The 19,591-nt window shown below is 59.8% G+C and carries 13 protein-coding genes; 8 read left to right on the top strand and 5 right to left on the bottom strand.

From position 1 onward, the window contains the following. Nucleotides 1–36: 36 nt before the first annotated feature. Nucleotides 37–1,995, top strand: a complete 1,959-nt coding sequence (locus AC1EKE_RS05340; protein WP_480308568.1) for a UDP-N-acetylglucosamine 4,6-dehydratase family protein — start codon at nucleotides 37–39, stop codon at nucleotides 1,993–1,995. A 69-nt stretch (nucleotides 1,996–2,064) separates the two neighbouring features. Here AC1EKE_RS05340 and AC1EKE_RS05335 read toward each other — a convergent pair whose 3' ends face one another. Further along, nucleotides 2,065–2,475, bottom strand: coding sequence for a DUF1573 domain-containing protein (locus AC1EKE_RS05335; RefSeq protein ID WP_070464027.1), 411 nt, complete (start codon nucleotides 2,473–2,475; stop codon nucleotides 2,065–2,067). A gap of 508 nt (nucleotides 2,476–2,983) precedes the next feature. Here AC1EKE_RS05335 and AC1EKE_RS05330 point away from each other — a divergent pair. The 5 genes from AC1EKE_RS05330 to AC1EKE_RS05310 all read left to right on the top strand — a co-directional run bounded on the left by AC1EKE_RS05330 (nucleotide 2,984) and on the right by AC1EKE_RS05310 (nucleotide 10,046). Then, nucleotides 2,984–4,441, top strand: coding sequence for an aminoacyl-histidine dipeptidase (locus AC1EKE_RS05330; RefSeq protein ID WP_480308567.1), 1,458 nt, complete (start codon nucleotides 2,984–2,986; stop codon nucleotides 4,439–4,441). 33 nt (nucleotides 4,442–4,474) lie between these two features. Continuing rightward, nucleotides 4,475–5,197, top strand: coding sequence for a DNA repair protein RecO (gene recO, locus AC1EKE_RS05325; RefSeq protein ID WP_480308566.1), 723 nt, complete (start codon nucleotides 4,475–4,477; stop codon nucleotides 5,195–5,197). Nucleotides 5,198–5,780: 583 nt separating this feature from the next. Continuing rightward, nucleotides 5,781–8,432, top strand: coding sequence for an endopeptidase La (gene lon / locus AC1EKE_RS05320; RefSeq protein WP_480308565.1), 2,652 nt, complete (start codon nucleotides 5,781–5,783; stop codon nucleotides 8,430–8,432). A 27-nt stretch (nucleotides 8,433–8,459) separates the two neighbouring features. Then, nucleotides 8,460–9,563: a redox-regulated ATPase YchF gene (ychF, locus tag AC1EKE_RS05315; RefSeq protein WP_480308564.1), complete on the top strand. Its 1,104-nt coding sequence runs from the start codon at nucleotides 8,460–8,462 to the stop codon at nucleotides 9,561–9,563. An 18-nt stretch (nucleotides 9,564–9,581) separates the two neighbouring features. Then, nucleotides 9,582–10,046, top strand: coding sequence for a hypothetical protein (locus AC1EKE_RS05310; protein ID WP_480308563.1), 465 nt, complete (start codon nucleotides 9,582–9,584; stop codon nucleotides 10,044–10,046). A 149-nt stretch (nucleotides 10,047–10,195) separates the two neighbouring features. Here AC1EKE_RS05310 and AC1EKE_RS05305 read toward each other — a convergent pair whose 3' ends face one another. Continuing rightward, entirely contained in the window at nucleotides 10,196–10,636 is a 441-nt protein-coding gene (locus AC1EKE_RS05305; RefSeq protein WP_480308562.1) for a BT0820 family HAD-type phosphatase, read from the bottom strand. A gap of 317 nt (nucleotides 10,637–10,953) precedes the next feature. On the opposite strand from AC1EKE_RS05305, the gene AC1EKE_RS05300 reads away from it, so the two are divergent. Then, nucleotides 10,954–12,432, top strand: a complete 1,479-nt coding sequence (locus AC1EKE_RS05300; protein WP_480308561.1) for a CCA tRNA nucleotidyltransferase — start codon at nucleotides 10,954–10,956, stop codon at nucleotides 12,430–12,432. A gap of 8 nt (nucleotides 12,433–12,440) precedes the next feature. Further along, nucleotides 12,441–12,884, top strand: coding sequence for a nucleoside deaminase (locus tag AC1EKE_RS05295; protein ID WP_480308574.1), 444 nt, complete (start codon nucleotides 12,441–12,443; stop codon nucleotides 12,882–12,884). Here AC1EKE_RS05295 and AC1EKE_RS05290 read toward each other — a convergent pair. The 3 genes from AC1EKE_RS05290 to AC1EKE_RS05280 all read right to left on the bottom strand — a co-directional run bounded on the left by AC1EKE_RS05290 (nucleotide 12,817) and on the right by AC1EKE_RS05280 (nucleotide 19,582). Continuing rightward, nucleotides 12,817–14,640: an alpha-1,3-galactosidase-related protein gene (locus tag AC1EKE_RS05290; RefSeq protein ID WP_480308560.1), complete on the bottom strand. Its 1,824-nt coding sequence runs from the start codon at nucleotides 14,638–14,640 to the stop codon at nucleotides 12,817–12,819. The genes AC1EKE_RS05295 and AC1EKE_RS05290 overlap by 68 nt on opposite strands. A gap of 2,102 nt (nucleotides 14,641–16,742) precedes the next feature. Beyond that, nucleotides 16,743–18,887 carry a M3 family metallopeptidase gene (locus AC1EKE_RS05285; RefSeq protein WP_480308559.1) on the bottom strand — a complete coding sequence of 715 codons (2,145 nt, stop codon included), beginning with the start codon at nucleotides 18,885–18,887 and terminating at the stop codon, nucleotides 16,743–16,745. 131 nt (nucleotides 18,888–19,018) lie between these two features. After that, the gene (locus AC1EKE_RS05280; protein WP_480308558.1) at nucleotides 19,019–19,582 is read right to left on the bottom strand and encodes an anthranilate synthase component II; all 564 of its coding nucleotides are present in this window, start codon (nucleotides 19,580–19,582) and stop codon (nucleotides 19,019–19,021) included. Between the last annotated feature and the right edge of the window lie 9 nt (nucleotides 19,583–19,591).

Below are 19,591 nucleotides of genomic sequence, written 5' to 3'. Positions count from 1 at the left end.
GGAGCGTGACCTCAGAACTTCGGAGTGAAAATTATTATGACAAGCAAGCAAAGTCTTTTCTCGTCCCTATCGCGATCTTATCTCAATCGATGGATCGTGCTTGCGATCGACATCATCACGGCACTCTTCTGCGCCGTTCTTGCCGCTCTCGCCACACGCTACTTTGTCGGCATACCCGAGGTTGCACTGCGGACCTTAGTCCCAGCCAGCTTGGCTGCTGTGGCTGTCGGTGCCACTGTCGCCGACTTCCTCACAGGGGTCCATAAGCAGATCTTCCGCTTTACGACGCTCAGGGTGAGCTTCAATCTCCTGATCGCCACGCTCATCAATGCATCCATCTCCCTCCTCACCCTCTATGTGATCAACGTCACGCTCCTTCGCCTCACCTTCTCGCCCAAGGTGATCCTCTTCTACTGCGGGAGCTACTTGATCTTCACCTACCTTATCGCCCTTGCACTCCGTGGGGTGATGGTCTTCCTCGCCCGCCGTCTCCTCGTCAGTACCGATGGACCGATCAGCCGTAAGCGGGTCATGGTCTATGGGGTGAAGAGCAACTCACCCGGTGTCTCCTCCCTCATCGAGGGGAGCACGACCTACCGGATGATGGGCTTCGTGACCAACGACCCCGGTGTAGCCGGTCACGAGATCAATGGTCACCGGATCTATCACGTAGACGGGCGAAACGACCTCTACCTCCTCAAGCGCTCCAAGAGTCTCGATGGAATCCTCTTCACGGACCGAAGGGACTTCCTCGGTGAAGGGGAGAAGGTAGTGCAGGACTGCGAGTCGATCCATCTGGAGACCTACCTCCTGCCTGCTGTCTCCGAGGCGAGCAGTGACACGATCGCGCTGGAGAGTGTCCGTAAGATCCGGATCGAGGACCTCCTCTTCCGTGACACCATCCATCAGGATAATGGGGCAGTCCGCCAGCTCTACGAGGGCAAGGTCGTCATGGTGACCGGCGCTGCCGGCAGTATCGGGAGCGAGATCGCCAGACAGATCGCCTCCTATGGCGTCCGCCGGCTGATCCTCCTCGAGATGGCAGAGTCGCCCCTCCACGAGATCCGCCTGGAGCTGGAGCACGACTACCCCGACCTCGACCTCGTGCCGATGATCGGGGATGTCCGAAATAGGGAGAAGGTGGAGATCGTCTTTGACCGCTACCGCCCGGACATCGTCCTCCATGCCGCTGCCTACAAGCACGTGCCACTGATGGAGGAGCATCCCTGCGAGTCCGTCCTCGCCAATCTCTCCGGCACGCGCAACATCGCCGATATGTGCGTCAAGTATGGAGCTGAGCGCATGGTGATGATCTCCACGGACAAGGCGGTCAATCCGACCAACGTCATGGGTGCCTGCAAGCGCGCCTGTGAGATGTATATCCAGAGTCTCGGTAAGGCGATCCAGGAAGGTAACGTGGAGGGGAAGACGATCTTCATCACCACCCGCTTCGGCAACGTCCTCGGCAGCAACGGCTCCGTGATCGGGCTCTTCCGTCGGCAGATCGCCTCTGGAGGACCTGTGACGGTGACGCACAAGGATATTGTCCGCTTCTTCATGAGCATCCCCGAGGCGTGCAGCCTCGTCCTGCAGGCGAGCACGATGGCGGAGCGGCCACAGATTTTCGTCTTCGATATGGGCGAGGCACACAAGATCGATGACCTTGCGCGCCGGATGATCCGCCTCTCAGGATTTGAGCCGGACAGGGACATCCAGATCGTCTACTCCGGACTCCGCCCCGGTGAGAAGCTCTACGAGGAGGTGCTGGCCACGGCGGAGAATACTGAGCCTACCACAGTCGATAAGATCCGCATCGCCAACATCCGACCCAGTGACCACGATGCCGTCAGCGCTCAGGTCGCTAAGATCATAGACACCGCTCGGAACTTCCAGACCGAGGAGGCGGTTCGCGAGCTCAAGGTGCTGATCCCGGAGTTTGTCTCCAATAACTCTCCCTTCCAGAAGATCGATGAGGAGCTCCACCGCTCCAAGTGATGGTATACACGAAAAAGGGGCTGCGTTGTCGCCATGACAATGCAGCCCTTTTCTTGTTTAGTTGATCTGTTACTTGACCACCTCTCCACGAATGGTGAGGACGGATGGTCCCTTCTTGCCATTGCTGTAGACCGAGATGGTCTTGACGAAGGGGTAGATGCGTCCCGTGGGATCGTAGGTGACGGTCACCTTACCCTCCTTACCGGGAGCGATCGGATCCTTGGAGAATGAGGGCGTGGTGCAGCCACAGCTCGAGATCACACGGGTGAGGACGAGGGGCGCATTGCCGACATTCTTAAGGGTGAAGACGTAGGTGACCGGTCCGTCACCCTCGCTGATGGTGCCGAAGTCATGCTCCGACTCGACAAACTCGATCGCAGCCTTCTTGCTGTCATCTTGCTGCAGCCCCTGTGCCATGGCCGTCGCCCCGAAGAGGCTCAGCACAAGCAGGGAGAGCAGGTAAAGTGTACTTCTTTTCATCATGTTATTTCTTTCCATTATTATCTGATTATGAGCAACTACCGATACGGAGCTACCTTACGTGTAGTGACAAAGGTACGAAATTATTCGTAGGCCATACTCTCCTGCTCTCTCACGGGCAGAGGGGACGCATTAGATCTTTACAGCTATGCAGAGGAGATCTGCGGCGGAAGATCCCTCTCCTAATGCACCCGACTGCCGATCCCGCAGGGGGTGCTTCGTTCCCCACTCTTCGTAATGAGTAGATGCACTTCTGTGCTACTCATGTGCGTCACCCCTCTCTCACGGACCCCTTTGGCGCCCCCTCCTCAGCCGTCTGTCTAATATCGGTAAAGGAGAAGTCTAATACCGATATTAGTCGCACCTAATATCGGTATTAGACTTGCCCCTGCACATGAGGGAATTGTAGTGGGAGCTCCCTCCCCTAGGCATCTCTGTGGGTGGTAGGAGAGTTTTTTTGTACCTTTGAGAAAATCATGAAACCAAGAAACCAATAACTCACATCTGTATGTCTGAGGAAATCAAAAATCTGAAGCCCGAATTGGTCTGGAAGCATTTCCACGCCTTCACCCAGCATCCCCGCCCCACCCACCACTGCGAGGAGATCTCGAAGTATATCGCCGGCGTCGGTAAGGAGCTCGGTCTCGAGACCCGCCGCACTGAGGCAGGTAACGTATTTATCTACAAGCCCGCCTCTAAGGGGTATGAGGATCACGCGATGGTGACCCTCCAGTCCCATATGGATATGGTGCCGCAGAAGACTCCCGAGTTGGATCACGACTTTGTGAAGGACCCGATCGATGCCTACATCGATGGCGAGTGGGTCACTGCACGCGACACCACTCTCGGTGCCGATGATGGCATTGGGGATGCGATCACGCTGGCGATCCTCGAGGATAAGACGCTGAAGCACGGCCCCATCGAGGCGATCTTCACCGTCGATGAGGAAGAGGGTATGATCGGTGCACACGAGCTGGTCGCCGGAGACATCAAGGGTAAGTACCTCATCAACCTCGACTCCGAGATGATGGGCGAGATCTTCATCGGCTGCGCCGGCGGTGTGGATGTCACCGCAACACTCGGCTATAAGGAGGAGAAGGCGAAGAAGAGCGCCATCGCCTACGAGCTCTCCCTCTCGGGCCTCAAGGGTGGCCACTCCGGCGTGGACATCAACCTCGGACGTGGCAATGCCGTGAAGATGCTCTTCCGCTTCCTCAAGCACGCCGTCCGGGAGACAAACCTCGACATCGCCTCCGTCGATGCCGGCACGCTCCGCAATGCTATCCCCCGCGAGGCTAAGGCGATCGTCTGCGTCAAGGAGGGGGAGAAGGCAGACACCCTCGTCAAGATGGTCGAGGAGTGGGAGTGCCTCTTCAATGCCGAGTATGGTCAGGTGGAGAATCACATCACCTTTGCCGTCACTCCGATCGAGGAGGAGCCGAAGAAGGTCATGCCCCGAGAGGTTCGCGATGCGGTGATCCTCGCCATCAGTGCGGTGCACAATGGTGTCGCCTCTACCCTCGTAGACTTCCCCGGCACCACCGAGGCGTCGTCCAATCTTGCGATCCTCAGCATCGAGGAGGGCGAGGTACACGCTAAGTTCCTCGTCCGCAGCTCCAGCGAGAGCCGCAAGGAGATGGTCGCCGACATGGTCTGCAGTGCCTTTGAGCTGATCGGTGCCGAGGTGGAGCTGAGTGGCTCCTACACCGGCTGGCAGCCCAATGCGCAGTCCCACCTGCTGGACGTGACGAAGGAGGCGTATAAGGAGCTCTTCAAGGCTGAGCCTAAGCTCCAGATCATCCACGGCGGACTGGAGACCGGGCTCTTCCAGGGCATCGCCCCCGAGACCGATATGGTCTCTGTAGGACCGACGATCCTCCATCCGCACAGCCCCGACGAGCGTGTCAAGATCGACACCGTCGGTCAGGCATACGACCTCGTCGTACGGATGCTGGAGAAGCTCTGACGCACCAGCGAGAGGGCGCTCTGCAAGGGTCCCATGACGACTGAGATCGAAGCCATCGTCCTCACAGCGGTACGCTTCTCCGACACCGCTTACATGATACATATATACAGTGACCTCTTCGGGTCGCTGTCCCTGAGAGCCTCTCGTCCCGCCGGCCGCAAGACAGCCGGTGGGGCGAGAGCCCTTTTTATCCCCCTCTCCGTCGTCCGCACCACGATCGACTACCGGAGTATGCGGGAGGTCTTCATCCCCCGAGGGACGACGATCGTGCAGCTCCTCTCGGCGCCGGGCGTCGACCCCTCCGCCAATGCCCTCGCCCTCTTTGCCACCGAGCTGCTCCACCGGCTCCTCCGCTCTGCCTCACCGGACCGAGCGCTCTACCGCTACCTCCGGGAGAGCCTCGCCGAACTCGACCGGATCCCCGAGACGGCGCGCGCCTCGTGGCACCTGCGACTGATGACCGGCCTCTGCCACCACCTCGGGATCCTGCCCCAGTACGAGGAGTACCGCCCCGGTGACGTCCTCGACCTGCAGGAGGGGCTCTTCCGCGCGCCGAGGAGCCGAAGCGAATGGGCAGAGGCGGGCAAGGCGGCGCTCCTCTACCGCTTCATCACCGACCCCGATCCGCTCGCCATCCCTCTCTCCAGGGAGGAGCGAAATAGCCTGATGACGCTGCTCCTCGACTACATGACCTACCACTTCCCCGAGATGGGGACCCTCAAGTCCCCCGCCATCCTCCGCCAGCTCCTCTCCTGAGGCAGGTGAGGTAGGGCGGAAAACCTTATTGGATGGGGTGCCTTATGGGAAAAATCTAATACCGATATTAGTGTTGTCTAATATCGGTATTAGTGATCTCTAATACCGGTAAAAGAATTTCCCCACTCATATCGCTCCTTCTTTTATCGGACGGGAGGCCGGGCGACCTGTGAAGACCGCTACATAGGAGATTCTCCCGCATCCGAAGGATGCACGCTCCATAGGCATCGGTCGAGGCACGAAGTGCCGATGACCGATGTATAAGCGTGTACATCATCCCTCGACCCCTTGCGGGTCGCCGGCATTGGAGATGTGTGCTCGGCGACCCGCAAGGGGTCGAGGGGATTAAGGCGGGGGCTCCGTACATCGGTCACCGCTTCGCGGATGACCGATGCCTATGGAGCGAGCACCCTTCGGGTGCCTCAGGGATAAGCCCCCTTCGGTGCATGATTAACCTAATGCTCAAATGCGTCACCCCTCGGTGGGCCGCCGGGGGAGGTAGGGCTGTGGTCAATTATTGGTACCTTTGCACACTATTGGCATAGGTATGTGTTGCTATGCCGTAACTGAACTGACGATCAGCATGTTTGATATCGATGATATAGAGCTCGAGGAGGACGACGACACTCCGCAGAGACCGCAAATGATGCCTATGATACTGCCTGAGTACGACGAGAGACTGGACTTCGAGGAGGACATCCGCGAGCTGCCGGATGTGCTGCCTCTCCTGCCGATGCGCACAGACCAGATCTTCCCCTACGTGGCGATGCCGCTCATCGTCGGTCGGGATAAGTCGAAGCGTCTCCTCGACTATCTCTCCTCGGCGGATAATAAGCATATCCTCGTGGCGACGCAGAAGGACCCGACCATCGAGGAGCCGACCCGCGAGGACCTGATCGACTACGGCATCATCGCTGAGGTGATGCATGTGGCCGATATGGGCGATGGGATGCTTACCGTCGTGATGCAGGGTAAGGTCCGCGTGCGGCTGGGCGACTTCGTGAGCGTCACCCCCTTTGTCAAGGCCTCCTACACCCTCAGCCCCGAGACGGAGCCGGACGAGAGCGATATGGAGTATCGCGCCCTCGCCATGACGATCAAGGAGGTGATGATCCAGCTCCTGATCTTTAAGGGCGATGTGCCCAAGCCCTTCATCGCTTCGGCCCACCGGCTGCAGGACCCGACGGTGATCATCAACTTCAGCGCCAGCAACTTCCCCGAGGAGCAGGAGCAGAAGATCCAGCTCCTCCTCACGTCGGACATGAAGCAGCGCGGCTTCCTCCTCCTCCCGATCCTCAATCAGATGGCGGAGCTGCAGACCCTGCGGCAGAAGATCCGACTCCAGACTCGGAGCGAGATGGACAAGCAGCAGAGGGACTACTTCCTCCAGCAGCAGATGCAGCAGATCCGCAAGGAGCTCTCCGACGACGACGAGGACCAGATCACGATGATGCTCGCCAAGGGGGCTAAGAAAAAGTGGCCCCGCGAGGTGGGCGAGACCTTCCGCAAGGAGGTCTCCAAGCTGCGACACATGAGCACCCAGAGCCCGGACTACAGCGTCCAGCTGCAGTACTGCCAGACGATCCTCGACCTGCCCTGGGATAAGGTGACGAAGGATAACTTCAATATCCAGACCGCCCAGCGCATCCTCGACAAGGACCACTTCGGCCTCGAGAAGGTCAAGGAGCGCATCCTCGAGCATCTCTCGGTACTGAAGCTCAAGGGCAACCTCCACGCCCCGATCCTCTGCCTCTACGGCCCTCCCGGAGTGGGTAAGACCTCCCTCGGCAAGAGCATCGCCCGCGCTCTCGGGCGGAAGTATGTCCGGATCTCCCTCGGCGGCATGCACGATGAGGCGGAGATCCGCGGTCACCGACGCACCTACATAGGGGCGATGCCGGGACGGATCATCAAGGGCTTCCTCAAGGCCGGCTCGGGCAATCCCGTCTTTGTCCTCGACGAGGTGGACAAGCTCGCCAACGACTACAAGGGCGACCCCTCCAGCGCCCTCCTCGAGGTGCTCGACCCGGAGCAGAATAATACCTTCCACGACAATTACCTCGACCTCGACTACGACCTCAGCCGGGCACTCTTCATCGCCACGGCCAATAACGTCGGCGAGATCCCTGGCCCCCTGCGGGACCGTATGGAGATGATCGAGGTGAGCGGCTACATCCCGGAGGAGAAGGTGGAGATCGCCAAGCGACACCTGATCCCCAACTCGCTCGACCAGATCGGGCTGAGGAAGAGCGACGTGAAGCTCTCCAAGCGGACCATCGACCGGCTGATCGAGGACTATACCCTCGAGAGCGGTGTGCGTCAGCTCGACAAGCGCATCCGTGAGCTCCTCCGCAAGCTCGCCAAGCAGGCGATGGAGCATGCTGAGAGCCCTGAGGCTCAGGCACGGGAGATCCCCGAGACCCATACTGATGCGGAGGGGAAGGAGATCCGTCTCACCAAGGAGGACCAGATGCGCGAGCGGGCGCGCACCTTCTTCCCCGTCACCGTCTCCCCCTCCGATCTCCCCGAGCTGATCGGTCCGGAGAAGTACAAGCAGGAGAAGTATGAGGGCAATAGGTACGCCGGTGTCGTCACCGGTCTCGCCTGGACCAGCGTCGGCGGCGTGATCCTCCTCGTGGAGAGTGCCGCCATCCCCTCTCGCCAGGGGAGGCTCAGCATGACCGGCAACCTCGGTGAGGTGATGAAGGAGAGCGCCACCCTCGCCCTCGAGTATGTCAAGAGCCACGCCGACATGTACGGCATCGATGCGGACCTCTTCGACTACTGGGACCTCCACATCCACGTGCCGGAGGGCGCGATCCCCAAGGACGGCCCCTCCGCCGGCATCACCATCGTCACCTCGCTCATCTCCACGCTCACCCAGCGCCAGGTCAAGCCCCACATCGCTATGACGGGTGAGATCACGCTGCGCGGCAAGGTGCTCCCCGTGGGGGGCATCAAGGAGAAGATCCTCGCCGCCAAGCGCGCCGGCATCAAGACGCTGATCCTCTGCGAGGAGAATAAGAAGGACATCGACGAGATCAAGGCAGAGTACCTCGAGGACCTCACCTTCGTCTACGTCCGCGACATCAGCGAGGTGATCGACGCTGCCCTCTCCGACAAGCAGGTGGATCACCCGGTCGACCTGATGAAGCGCGTCACCGAGGCGCGTGAGCGGCAACGCAAGATGATGGAGCTAAAGTCACCCATCGACACTCCCTCGGAAAAGATCTGACACCACCCAATCAAGCAATCAAGACCCATGTCACTCAAGTGCGGTATCATCGGGCTGCCCAATGTCGGCAAGTCCACTCTCTTCAATTCGCTCTCCAATGCCAAGGCGCAGTCGGCCAACTTCCCCTTCTGCACCATTGAGCCCAACCTCGGCACGATCACTGTGCCGGATAAGCGGCTCAATGCCCTCGCCGACATCGTCGACCCGGAGCGCATCGTCCCGACGACGGTGGAGATCGTAGACATCGCCGGGCTCGTGCGCGGTGCCAGCAAGGGCGAGGGACTGGGCAACCAATTCCTCGCCAACATCCGCGAGACCGATGCGATCATCCACGTGCTTCGCTGCTTTGAGGACCCCAATATCGTGCACGTCGATGGGACGATAGACCCGGTGAGGGACAAGGAGGTGGTCGACACCGAGCTGCAGCTCAAGGACCTCGAGACGATCGAGGGCCGGTGGAAGAAGGCGGAGCATACCGCCTCCGGTGGCGACCCGCACGCCAAGGCGATGCTGAGCGTCCTCAAGCAGGTCAAGCCGATCCTCGAGGCGGGGAAAAATGCCCGCACCCTCGACATCGACCCCGACAGCGAGGAGGGGAAGTGCTTCCGTGAGCTCTTCCTCCTCACCGCCAAGCCGGTCCTCTACGTCTGCAACGTCACCGATGACGATGCCGTGAGTGGCAATGCCTATGTCGACGCCGTCCGTGAGGAGGTGAAGGACGAGGAGGCGCAGGTGATGGTGATGGCCGCTCAGATGGAGGCGGACATCGCTGAGCTGGACACCTACGAGGAGCGACAGGAGTTCCTCGAGGCGGCAGGGCTCTCCGATAGTGGCGTCTCGCGCCTGATCCGGACCGCCTATGCGCTGCTGGGACTGGAGACCTACTTCACGGAGGGGAAGAAGGAGGTGCGCGCCTGGACCTACCCTAAGGGGAGCAAGGCCCCGCAGGCGGCGGGCGTGATCCACTCCGACTTTGAGCGCGGATTTATCTGCGCCGAGGTGATCAAGTACGACGACTTCATCGCCCTCCGGAGCGAGCAGGCGGTCAAGGAGGCCGGCAAGCTCTACATCGAGGGAAAGGACTATGTCGTGCAGGACGGCGACATCATGAACTTCCGCTTCAACGTCTGATCGCCTCACGACAGCCCTATGGACCGGATAGGCTACTACTTCGTCGTACCACTGCTGCTCGCCATCGTCTACCTCGGTGGCACGATCAGCGGGCGGAGCCGGCACAGCCGCACCCTCTACCTGTGGGTCTGTGAGTTTTTCTTAGCCCTGACGGCGCTGTACCTCACCCCCATAGGGGTGGTGCCACTGTGGCACTCCGTCGTGGCGCTCATCGGTGCCCTTGCGGTGATCCGGCTGCTCCGGTGGATCATTGGTCGTGACCGCCTGCTGCCTGATCGGGCGTTCATCTGGAGGCAATACCCGATCCTCTTCCACCTCCTTTCCTTCCTGCTGGTGCTGATCGCCTGTATGGGTCGGACGAACCGGCTCTCACCCATAGCCCTGCGCACGATCCTCATCGCTGCGCCCATGCTCTGCGTCATCGTGGAGCGCCTCTCCTACCACCTCCACAAGGGGCACCGCCCCGCCGACGAGACCCGGTAGACCCCCGCTCAGGCGTCACACTAAACCGGTAAAAGAATTTTCCCCCCGCAGGAGAGGGGGGAAAATCAATGCTCTATCAGACAAGACGCACGGGTCGGGTGCCAGTATGGCGCGCCGTCCGATGCGTCCGATAAGACTGCGCGCGAGCCTCAGAAGAAGCGGCCCCGATGGCGGGACTTCTTGTACCGCTTCATCATCTCCGCCTGCTCCGTGTCGATCACCGTGGTGACGTGGAGAGGGTGGTGTGGGTGACCCGAGGCAACCATCTGGTAGATCACCTGCCAGTCCGGGAGACCGCCGAGGTTGCGGTCGTCGATGAAGAGGTCGGCCTTGAGCTTGCGGCTGAAGTGCCTGTCCTCCTCCCGCTCCTCGGGGAAGTCCTTATTGATGGAGTAGAAGGTGATCCCTCGCTCCTCGCACCAGCGGACGGCATCGTCCAGTAAAGTCCCCTCACGTACCGACCAGAGGATCAGCCGATGACCATCGCGGATCAGCTGCCTCAGGGTCTCGACCGCACCGGGTATCTCGTCACCGATAGCGGGGTACTTGTGCTCCACTATGGTGCCATCAAAGTCTACTGCTATTATCATGGGTGCAAAGTTAAGCCTTTTCTCCTCATTTCTCTTCCCGAGGTGGTTCGTCTCGTGCAGGTGAGAGGGGAAAAGAGATTTCCTCTCGCTCCACCACTGATGGGGCAAAATGGTTACCTTTGTCACTGAAGAACCCATACACCATACCTTACACGAGGACTCCGGAGAGGCAGGCTCGGTCGCAAAGGCGAGCACCGCACCTCTCGCTCATCCTCTTGCCCCTGAGGTGCTTTTCTGTATGGGTCACGCCGGGAGAGCATAGGCTCCCTTGGCGCCAGACCTTTTTTGCTACATAAAAAAAGGTCTACCCTAACGAGATGAGACAAGACGTGATCACAAGAGAGACGATAGAGAGACCCCTGTGGGAGGATATTCAGCTACTGATAGGTCGGGACCTGCTGGAGGTGCTGGACCGGGCGGCGGAAGAGACCGGTGTGGAGATACGCCTGGTCGGTGGTGCGGTGCGCGACCTGATCATCGACCGACCGACGACGGACCTGGACTTTGTCCTCGAGGGGGACTGCGAGCGGGTGGCTGATCGCATCTCGGAGCTGCTGGGGCGCGGGTCTCAGGCGACTATTTTCCGCAACTTCCGCACCGCTCAGGTGAAGTATCGGGGTCGGGAGTTCGAGTTTGTCGGTGCACGTCGGGAGAGCTATACGGAGGAGTCACGCAAGCCGGAGGTGTCGGAGGGGACCTTTGCGGAGGACGAGGCGCGGCGGGACTTCACGATCAACGTGCTCTCCGTCACCGTGACCGGTCCGGAGGCGGGGACGCTCCACGACCCCTTCGAGGGGCTGAGGGACCTCAGCATGGGGATCATCCGCACGCCCCTTGACCCGGACATCACCTTCTCCGACGACCCGCTGCGGATGATGCGGGCGGTGCGCTTTGCCACCCAGCTCCACTTCACCATTCCCCCGGATATGCTGGCAGCGATTCGGCGAAATGCCGATCGGCTGCGGATCGTCTCGGCGGACCGGATCGAGGGCGAGTTTATGAAGATCATGGCCTGCCGGAAGCCCTCCATAGGGCTTGACCTGATGTACCGCACCGGGCTGATGGACATTTACCTACCTGAGGTGTCGGCACTGCAGGGCGCCGAGACGCAGGATGGGGTGGGGCATAAGGACAATTTTTACCACACCCTCCAGGTGGTGGATAATGTGGCAGAGCGGAGCGACTCCCTCCGGCTGCGGATGGCGGCACTCTTCCACGACATTGGCAAGCCGAGGTCCAAGCAATTTGTCCGCGGCGGCTGGACCTTTCACAACCACGACTACCTGGGTCAGCGGATGCTGCCTAAGATCTTCCGTCGGGCGAAGTTTCCCACCGATGAGCGACTGAAGTATGTCCGCAAGTTGGTCTCCCTCCATATGCGCCCGGCGCAGCTGGCAGACGACGGTGTGACCGACTCGGCCGTGAGACGGCTCCTCTTTGATGCCGGAGACGACATTGAGGACCTGATGCTGCTCTGCGAGAGCGACCTGACGAGTAAGAACCCGCGTAAGGTGGAGCGGTATCTCAATAACTTCGCCATCGTCCGGGAGAAGCTCCGGGAGATCGAGGAGAAGGATCGGATCCGGAACTTTCAGCCCCCCGTGGATGGGCGGGAGATCATGGACCTCTACGAGCTGGAGCCCTGCTCCTCTGTGGGGCAGATCAAGGAGGCGATCAAGAATGCGATCCTCGACGGCCTGATCCACAACGACCGCCGGGAGGCGCTCGGATATATGGAGCAGTGGGCAAAGGACGAACTGGGGCTTACGCCTGCTAAGCCCCTTCCCCTCGAGTGATGGACGGGATGATGAGCCGGAGTGATGAGACGCTGATGCGGGAGGCTCTGCGGGAGGCGGAGCTGGCTCGAGAGGAGGGCGAGGTGCCGATAGGTGCCGTGGTGGTCTCGCCGGAGGGGGAGATCATCGGCAGGGGACACAACCAGACTGAGGGGCTGAGGGACGTGACCGCCCATGCGGAGATGATCGCCCTCACCTCAGCGCAGGGGCATCTCGGCGCTAAGCTCCTCACCGACTGCACGCTATACGTCACGATAGAGCCCTGCGTCATGTGTGCCGGCGCCATCCGCTGGTGTCGCCCCGCACGGCTGGTCTGGGGCGCCGATGAGCCGAAGGTCGGCTTCACCACCGTCAGCCGGGAGATCCTTCACCCCAAGACCGAGGTCACCTCCGGCATCCTTGCCGATGACTGCCGGGAGCTGATGTCTCGCTTTTTCCGGGACAAGAGGTAGCGCTCCGGTCCACCACTGCGGTGCCGACGTTGATGAGCCGGCTGCTCAGGTCGTCGAAGAGCGGGGCATAGTCGTGCGAGAGGCGGACGAGATTGTCCCGCCAGACCAATTCCCTCACCGACAGAGCGTAGAGCAGCGGTGAGGGGAAGGTGTCAAAGGTATTCCCCTCCACCACCACCCGACCGTGGTAGTACTTCCCCGGGACCACTCTCCTAAGCACAGGGAAGATGGAGATCACCCCCTCGGTAAACTGGTACCTTGCCGTCAGAGCGTTGATGAAGTGATTGCCCGTGATCAGCACCTCCTCGCACGGACCACTCTCGTACCACCCATTCGCATCGCCACTCAGGAGGATCGCACTGCCGTGGGTGTGGTCAAAGAGATTGTCCCGGCAGACGACCCGACGATGGGTCGAGAAGAGGGCCCCTCTGGCCCGATTGTCCCGCACAACGTTATTAGCAAAGTACACGGAGGGCATGGCGGAGTAATTCTCAAGGGCCATCTCGGCAGGCAGGTCATCGGGGAGGGGGTCGCTCAGCCGGATGACCTTGTGGTGCGGGTCTCTTGCCGAGATCGCACTGATCGTCGTCGTCAGCAGCGGGAGCAGCGTCTCTCGGTCTACGAGCCGGACCGTATCCCCGACGGCGCCCCAGGTGAGACCAAATGCCTGCGGGTGCGCAAAGGTGGCAAGCACGCTTCTGTTCGGCAGCAGACTGTCCACCCGCAGGTAGACGCCGTGGACGTTGATCGCATCGTCTGCCATACCCTCATAGAGTCCGTTGACGGATCGTATGTGACCGCGACAATTGGAGAAGTGGGTGGCGTCGGCTTGGAGGGTGAAGTATCGCTCGCTCCCCTCGCGCCGCTTGACGGCAAAGTGATCCAGTGAGATGTCTCGCGTGTCCTGTGCCACCAGCCCCATCCCGTCGGCAAAGTGGACCGTCACGCCCTCCATCCCGATCCGCTCCGAGTCGATCACCGTGATCGCCGGCGTGGGGCGTGCCCCGCTCCTCAGGGCATACCGGTCCCCCACCTCAAGGTGAGGTGCCTCCGCCCAGCCCTTGATCGCCACCCGGTGCTCATCCAGCTGCCGGATGGAGTGGGGGGCAAGGGCGACGTCTGCCCGACCCGCCTTCATATGCCCATCGGACGAGAAAGGAAGCGCATAGCTCACCTGACTCTCCCGTCCCTCCCCGAGCAGGAGCACGATCTTGCCCTTATCCTCGATGCGAAACCGCGTCTCCTCCGGCAGTCTTGCCACCACCTCGTCGCCCTCCACGGCGAGGATCTCCAGCTGGGTAAGCGTCGGTGCCGGGTAGTCCAGCGTCAGCCCCGAGAGCGTCAGGTCGCTACACCCCTTGATCACCACCGGGAGCAGCTGCCCATGGAGGAGGAGGGTGACCCCCTTTGCCTCGATGCGGGTATGGTGCAGATTGTGCAGGAATAGCGCCACCGCTCTCTCCGCGACGTGGTCGTGATTGGAGATAAAAAGGGTCTCTCGGGGGAGCGATTGCTCCCGGATCGTGTAGACGCCCGGGGCGAAGTGGATGACGAGACTGTCGCCCCTGGCGGAAACCTCTCTCGCCTGCTGCAGCAGCGCTGCGAAGCCTCTCCCGCTATCCTGACCGCTCACGGGGCGGATCCCAAAGTCAGCCGCCTCAAGGGTCGTGATGGTTGCTTCCTGCGCCGTGAGGCTCAGCCCCGCCACTACACTGAGGACCCACGTGGCTACTATGGTGCCAATCTTTCTCTTCATACGTCTTGATTACTCCTTTGGCAAAAGTAGCCAAAAAGCGAACATCCGACAGCCCTCTCACCGATCCGCGTAGGGGGTTCTCTCGACCTCTTGGGGGTTGCACCGGATGCACATAGCTCCGTCTGCGACCCCCAAGGGGGTTGCCCTATGCGGACATGGACGATGTTGTGGTCTGCGGGACAGACCGGACGGGTCGGATGCCCTCCCCCCAACCGATATAAATCCTTGTTTTAATGGAATATGGTCTGCGAGTGACTACACCAAGCTGGTAGAGCTGCGAGACGAGATTGAGTCTTAATCCTTGTTTTAATGGAATATGGTCTGCGAGGGTCAAGTCTGTGAAGATCTGTATGTGAGCCCTTTACGACCAGAAAAACCGCAGAACCCTAAAATTTTGAGGGAAAACATGTACCTCTGAGTGCAAATATACAAAGGTTTTTTGAATTGATTGTACAACGTGTCATCTCCACCTTACAATTTTGGGGTTTTTGGTCATTTTCACCCTCGAGGATAACCCGTTTAATTGGCTTTTGTGTTGCTCAAATGCGTCATCCTCAGCGATATGCTCTTACATGTCGATCCCGCAGGGGCGAAGCCCCGTAGGGATCATCGTTTTTTAGCCTGCGTGTCGAGGCACGTAGTGCCGAAGACCGCGGGAGACGACGATGCATTATATCTCGACCCCTTGCGGGTCACCGGAAAAGGGCTTTCTGCTCGGCGACCCGCAAGGGGTCGAGGAGTTAGGGGAGGGTCTCTGTACATCGGTCACCGCTTCGCGGATGACCGATGCCTATGGAGCGAGCACCCTTCGGGTGCTTCACAGATGACAGATCAACGTCTTGACCTCGACCCCTTGCGGATCGCACCGGATGCACATAGCTCCGTCTGCGACCCACAAGAGGGTTGCCCTATGCGGATATGGGCGATGTTGTGGTCTGCGGGACAGACCGGACGGGTCGGATGCCCCCGACATAAATCCTTGTTTTAATGGAATATGGTCTGCGAGGGGAGTATGATAGGCTCCCGCTGACCTCTAAGGGGCGTCTTAATCCTTGTTTTAATGGAATATGGTCTGCGAGTATGCTCCCTGTGAAGGTGAGGTATGGAGGGTAAACCCCGTCTTAATCCTTGTTTTAATGGAATATGGTCTGCGAGGAGGAGGCGATCAAGGTCGCCAAGGCTGAGATAGACAAAGGTCTTAATCCTTGTTTTAATGGAATATGGTCTGCGAGGGTCAAATCTGTGAAGATCTGTATGTGAGCCCTTTACGACCAAGAAAACCGCAGAACCCTAAAATTTTGAGGGAAAACATGTACCTCTGAGTGCAAATATACAAAGGTTTTTTGAATTGATTGTACAACGTGTCATCTCTGCCTTACAATTTTTGGGTTTTTGGCCATTTTCACCCTCGCCGGTATGCTCCCGCCTGCCGATCCCTCAATGGTCTTGCACTCCCCGGAGGGCTTGATAGTGCGACACCCTGGCGGGGTCGCGGGATCGCTTGCAATGCCCTGATCCACGGGTCTTCGGGGCTACGCCCCTCGACCTGTGGCTACGAAGCGTGCACCCGCAAGGGGTGCTACGATCCCCACTCTCCACAATCAGTTGATTGATTTCTGTACTACTCAAATGCGTCCCCCCCGGCGATCCGCGACAGGGGGTGCTCTCCTTACCACAACGATCCCCCTCCCGATGGGTGATGGATCCCGCCAGGGATCCCCGCTTGATAGCCACAGGTCGAGCCGCGATAGCGGCGATGACCTGTGGACAGATCAACGTCTTGACCACGACCCCTTGCGGGTCGCAGCGGAGCACGTGGTTTCGTCTGCGACCCCCAAAGGTGCTTCCCCAGCCCCTCAGACACCTGTGGTACCCTCCCTGAGTGGGGGCAATTCTTTTACCGATATTAGTGATCTCTAATATCGGTATTAGTGATCTCTAATATCGGTATTAGTTTTGTCTGAGAGCGACCGGTCAAGTGAGGTCCCCCTTGGGAGGGGGCCTCTCCTGCCCGGTGCGCTGGCCCGTGAGGTGGGAGCAAAAAAAGAAGGGCTGTGACGCAGATGCGCCACAGCCCTTCTCCTTTAGTAGGGTATGTGAGCTTACTTGATGCCGCGAGCGGGGAGGAGAGCAGAGGCATCGGGGTGTTCCATGCCGGTGAAGGCGGTGAAGGCCTGATTCAGATCCACGGTGCGACCCTTGGAGAGGATCTTGTCGCGGAAGTCCTGAGCGACAGCCTGATTGAGCCATCCCTCACGCTCGAAGCGCTGAGCGATATTGACTGCCAGCACCTCCGTCCAGAGGTAGCTGTAGTAGCCGGAGGCGTAGCCACCGCCCCAGACGTGGCTGAAGTAGGTCTGGAAGTAGCGGGGTACGATGGACTGCCAGGCGAGGCCCAGCTCCTGACGGCGGTTGAGATCCCACTGGGCGGCGTCAGCAGCGTCTGCCGGTACCTGATCAGGGGTCAGCATATGCCACTGAATGTCCATCGTGGAGGCGATCAGATTCTCTCCGAGGGAGTAGGCAGCGAGATACTGGACAGACTGGAGCATCTTCTCCTTCAGCTCCTTCGGCATCGGCTCACCGGTCTCGTAGTGACGAGCGTAGTGGTCGAAGATCTCAGGAACGGTGGCGAAGTTCTCATTGAACTGGCTCGGCATCTCGACGAAGTCGCGTGGGGTATTGGTCCCGGAGATGCTGCGGTACTTGTTATTGGAGAGGAAGCCGTGGAGGGAGTGGCCAAACTCATGGAACATGGTGGTCACGTTGTCCCAAGAGATGAGGTTAGGCTGCCCCTCGGGAGCCTTCGGGTAATTGCAGCAGTTGTAGATCACCGGCTTGGTGCCGTCAAAGGTGCTCTGGGTGACAAACTCATCCATCCAGGCGCCCGGAGCCTTGGTGTCGCGGTGGAAGTAGTCGCAGTAGAAGATTCCGAGGTCGCTGCCGTCCTTATCCTTTACCGTAAATACGTGGACATCATCGGCGTAGACGGGGAGGTCAAAGCGCTCCTCGAAGGTGAGACCATACGCGCGCTCAGCAGCGTAGAAGACGCCATTGCGGAGGACGGAGTCGATCTCGAAGTAGGGCAGTACGTCTGCGTCGCTGAAGTGGAAGCGGTCCTCCTTCATCTTGGCAGAGTAGTAGGCGACGTCCCAGGGTTGGAGGGTAAAGTCGCTGCCCTCGGTCTTGCGGGCAAAGTCCTGGATCGATGCCATCTCAGCCTCAGCCTTGGGGACAAAGGACTCCTTGAGCTGGGTGAGGAAGTCGTTGGCAGCCTGCTCGGTACCGGCCATCTGGTAATTGAGCGAGTAGCTGGCGTAGTCGGGGAAGCCGAGGAGCTGAGCCTGGCGTGCGCGGAGCTTAGCGATCTCGGTGATCAGCGGCCAGGTATTGGCTCCACTGACACCCTCGCCGTCGGCGCGGTGGATGGAGGCGTTGTAGACTTTCTCCCTCATGGCGCGGTTATTCAGCGATGCCATGATCGGCTGCTGGGTGGTATTGGTCAGCACGAGGGCGTAGGTGGCCTTCTTGCCACGCTGCTCTGCATCAGAGCGAGCCTGTGCGAGCTGAGACTCGCTCAGTCCGTCCAGCTCTGCCTCATCGTCCGTCCAGACGGTCTGAGCGGCGAGGGCGTCGACGATGACGCGGCCAAACTCCGTCGTCAGCTCCGAGAGACGAGAGCTGATCTCCTTATACTCCTCGCGGCTCTCCTCGGGGAGGGCAGCGCCGTTTTTCTCAAAGCCCTTGTAGGTGTACTCCAGCAGGGCGCGGTCCTCGCCCTGGAGCTGATCGAGCTGCGTGTCGTAGATCGTCTTGATGCGGGCGAAGAGCATCTGATTGAGGTTGAGCTCATTGTCCCAGTCGGCGAGCATCTTGGATGCCTCGGTCTCGATCTTGCGGCGAGCATCGGTGCCGTCGGCGGAGACCAGCTTGAAGAAGACGCTGCTGACACGACCCAGCATGGCGCCACTCTTCTCGAGCGGGATGATCGTATTCTCAAAGGTGGGCGCCTCCTTATTGTCGGTGATCGCCTTGATCTCCTCACGCTGGAGGCGGATCCCCTCCTTGAATGCGGGGATGAAGTCCTCATCCTTGATGTTGGCGAAGTCGGGTGCCTGGAAGGGCAGCGTGCTCGCCTCGAGGAAGGGGTTGTCTGTCAGAGGCTTCTCCTTCTTGGAGTCGCATCCGGTAATACCTATCAGGCTCATACATGCAATGCCTGCTAAGAGGGTTACAATTTTTTTCATACGGATTCGTATTGATAAGGTGTTGAAGTCCATCTATGGAGTGAGTGTGTCGGTGACACAACCAAGGACAAATGTAGCTATTTCTGTCCGGATAGTAAAAAGTGGGACGCTGACCCGGCTGCCGGAGAGCCTCAGAGAGATCGGCACCAGTCGCTGAGGAGGCGGGCACCGTCGGGAGAGAGGATGCTCTCGGGGTGAAACTGCAGCCCGACGAGCGGGAGCTCCCTGTGCCGTATCGCCATCACCACCCGATCCTCTACCGTCTCTGCTGTGACGGTGATCTGCGGTCGGCTCGTCTCGGTCTCGCGAAGCGCCCAGCTGTGGTACCGCCCCACGCACATCGGGGGGTAGGTGCCGTCCCGCCACTCAATGAGCGACCCGACGCCATGCTGCGGGTGATCCAGCCGGTAGAGCTCCATGCCATAGAGCGTGCCGATCTCCTGGTGTCCCATACAGATCCCCAGCACCGGCAGTCCGGCGGGTCGCCTATGGAGGAAGTGGAGTACATCGGGGTGCTCCTCCACGACACCGGGGCCCGGGGAGAGGATCACCCCGTCTGCCCCCTCGAGGACACCCGGCCGGCTGAGCACCTCCTCGGGCAGCACCTCGACCTCGGCCCGGCACTCCTCGCGGAGGATCCGGGCAAGATTGTAGACAAAGGAGTCACGCTGGTCGATGAGATAGAGCTTTTTCATTGGTCGATG

It is taken from the genome of Porphyromonas sp. C0041D3, from assembly GCF_056590575.1.
Note: the sequence above shows the minus strand (reverse complement) of the source record. Positions and strands in the feature narration are given on the sequence as shown.

Coding starts and splice junctions, on each gene's coding strand:
- AC1EKE_RS05340 (WP_480308568.1), top strand. CDS start 37: ATGACAAGCAAGCAAAGTCTTTTCTCGTCCCTATCGCGATCTTATCTC.
- AC1EKE_RS05335 (WP_070464027.1), bottom strand. CDS start 2,475: ATGAAAAGAAGTACACTTTACCTGCTCTCCCTGCTTGTGCTGAGCCTC.
- AC1EKE_RS05330 (WP_480308567.1), top strand. CDS start 2,984: ATGTCTGAGGAAATCAAAAATCTGAAGCCCGAATTGGTCTGGAAGCAT.
- recO (WP_480308566.1), top strand. CDS start 4,475: ATGACGACTGAGATCGAAGCCATCGTCCTCACAGCGGTACGCTTCTCC.
- lon (WP_480308565.1), top strand. CDS start 5,781: ATGTTTGATATCGATGATATAGAGCTCGAGGAGGACGACGACACTCCG.
- ychF (WP_480308564.1), top strand. CDS start 8,460: ATGTCACTCAAGTGCGGTATCATCGGGCTGCCCAATGTCGGCAAGTCC.
- AC1EKE_RS05310 (WP_480308563.1), top strand. CDS start 9,582: ATGGACCGGATAGGCTACTACTTCGTCGTACCACTGCTGCTCGCCATC.
- AC1EKE_RS05305 (WP_480308562.1), bottom strand. CDS start 10,636: ATGATAATAGCAGTAGACTTTGATGGCACCATAGTGGAGCACAAGTAC.
- AC1EKE_RS05300 (WP_480308561.1), top strand. CDS start 10,954: ATGAGACAAGACGTGATCACAAGAGAGACGATAGAGAGACCCCTGTGG.
- AC1EKE_RS05295 (WP_480308574.1), top strand. CDS start 12,441: ATGATGAGCCGGAGTGATGAGACGCTGATGCGGGAGGCTCTGCGGGAG.
- AC1EKE_RS05290 (WP_480308560.1), bottom strand. CDS start 14,640: ATGAAGAGAAAGATTGGCACCATAGTAGCCACGTGGGTCCTCAGTGTA.
- AC1EKE_RS05285 (WP_480308559.1), bottom strand. CDS start 18,887: ATGAAAAAAATTGTAACCCTCTTAGCAGGCATTGCATGTATGAGCCTG.
- AC1EKE_RS05280 (WP_480308558.1), bottom strand. CDS start 19,582: ATGAAAAAGCTCTATCTCATCGACCAGCGTGACTCCTTTGTCTACAAT.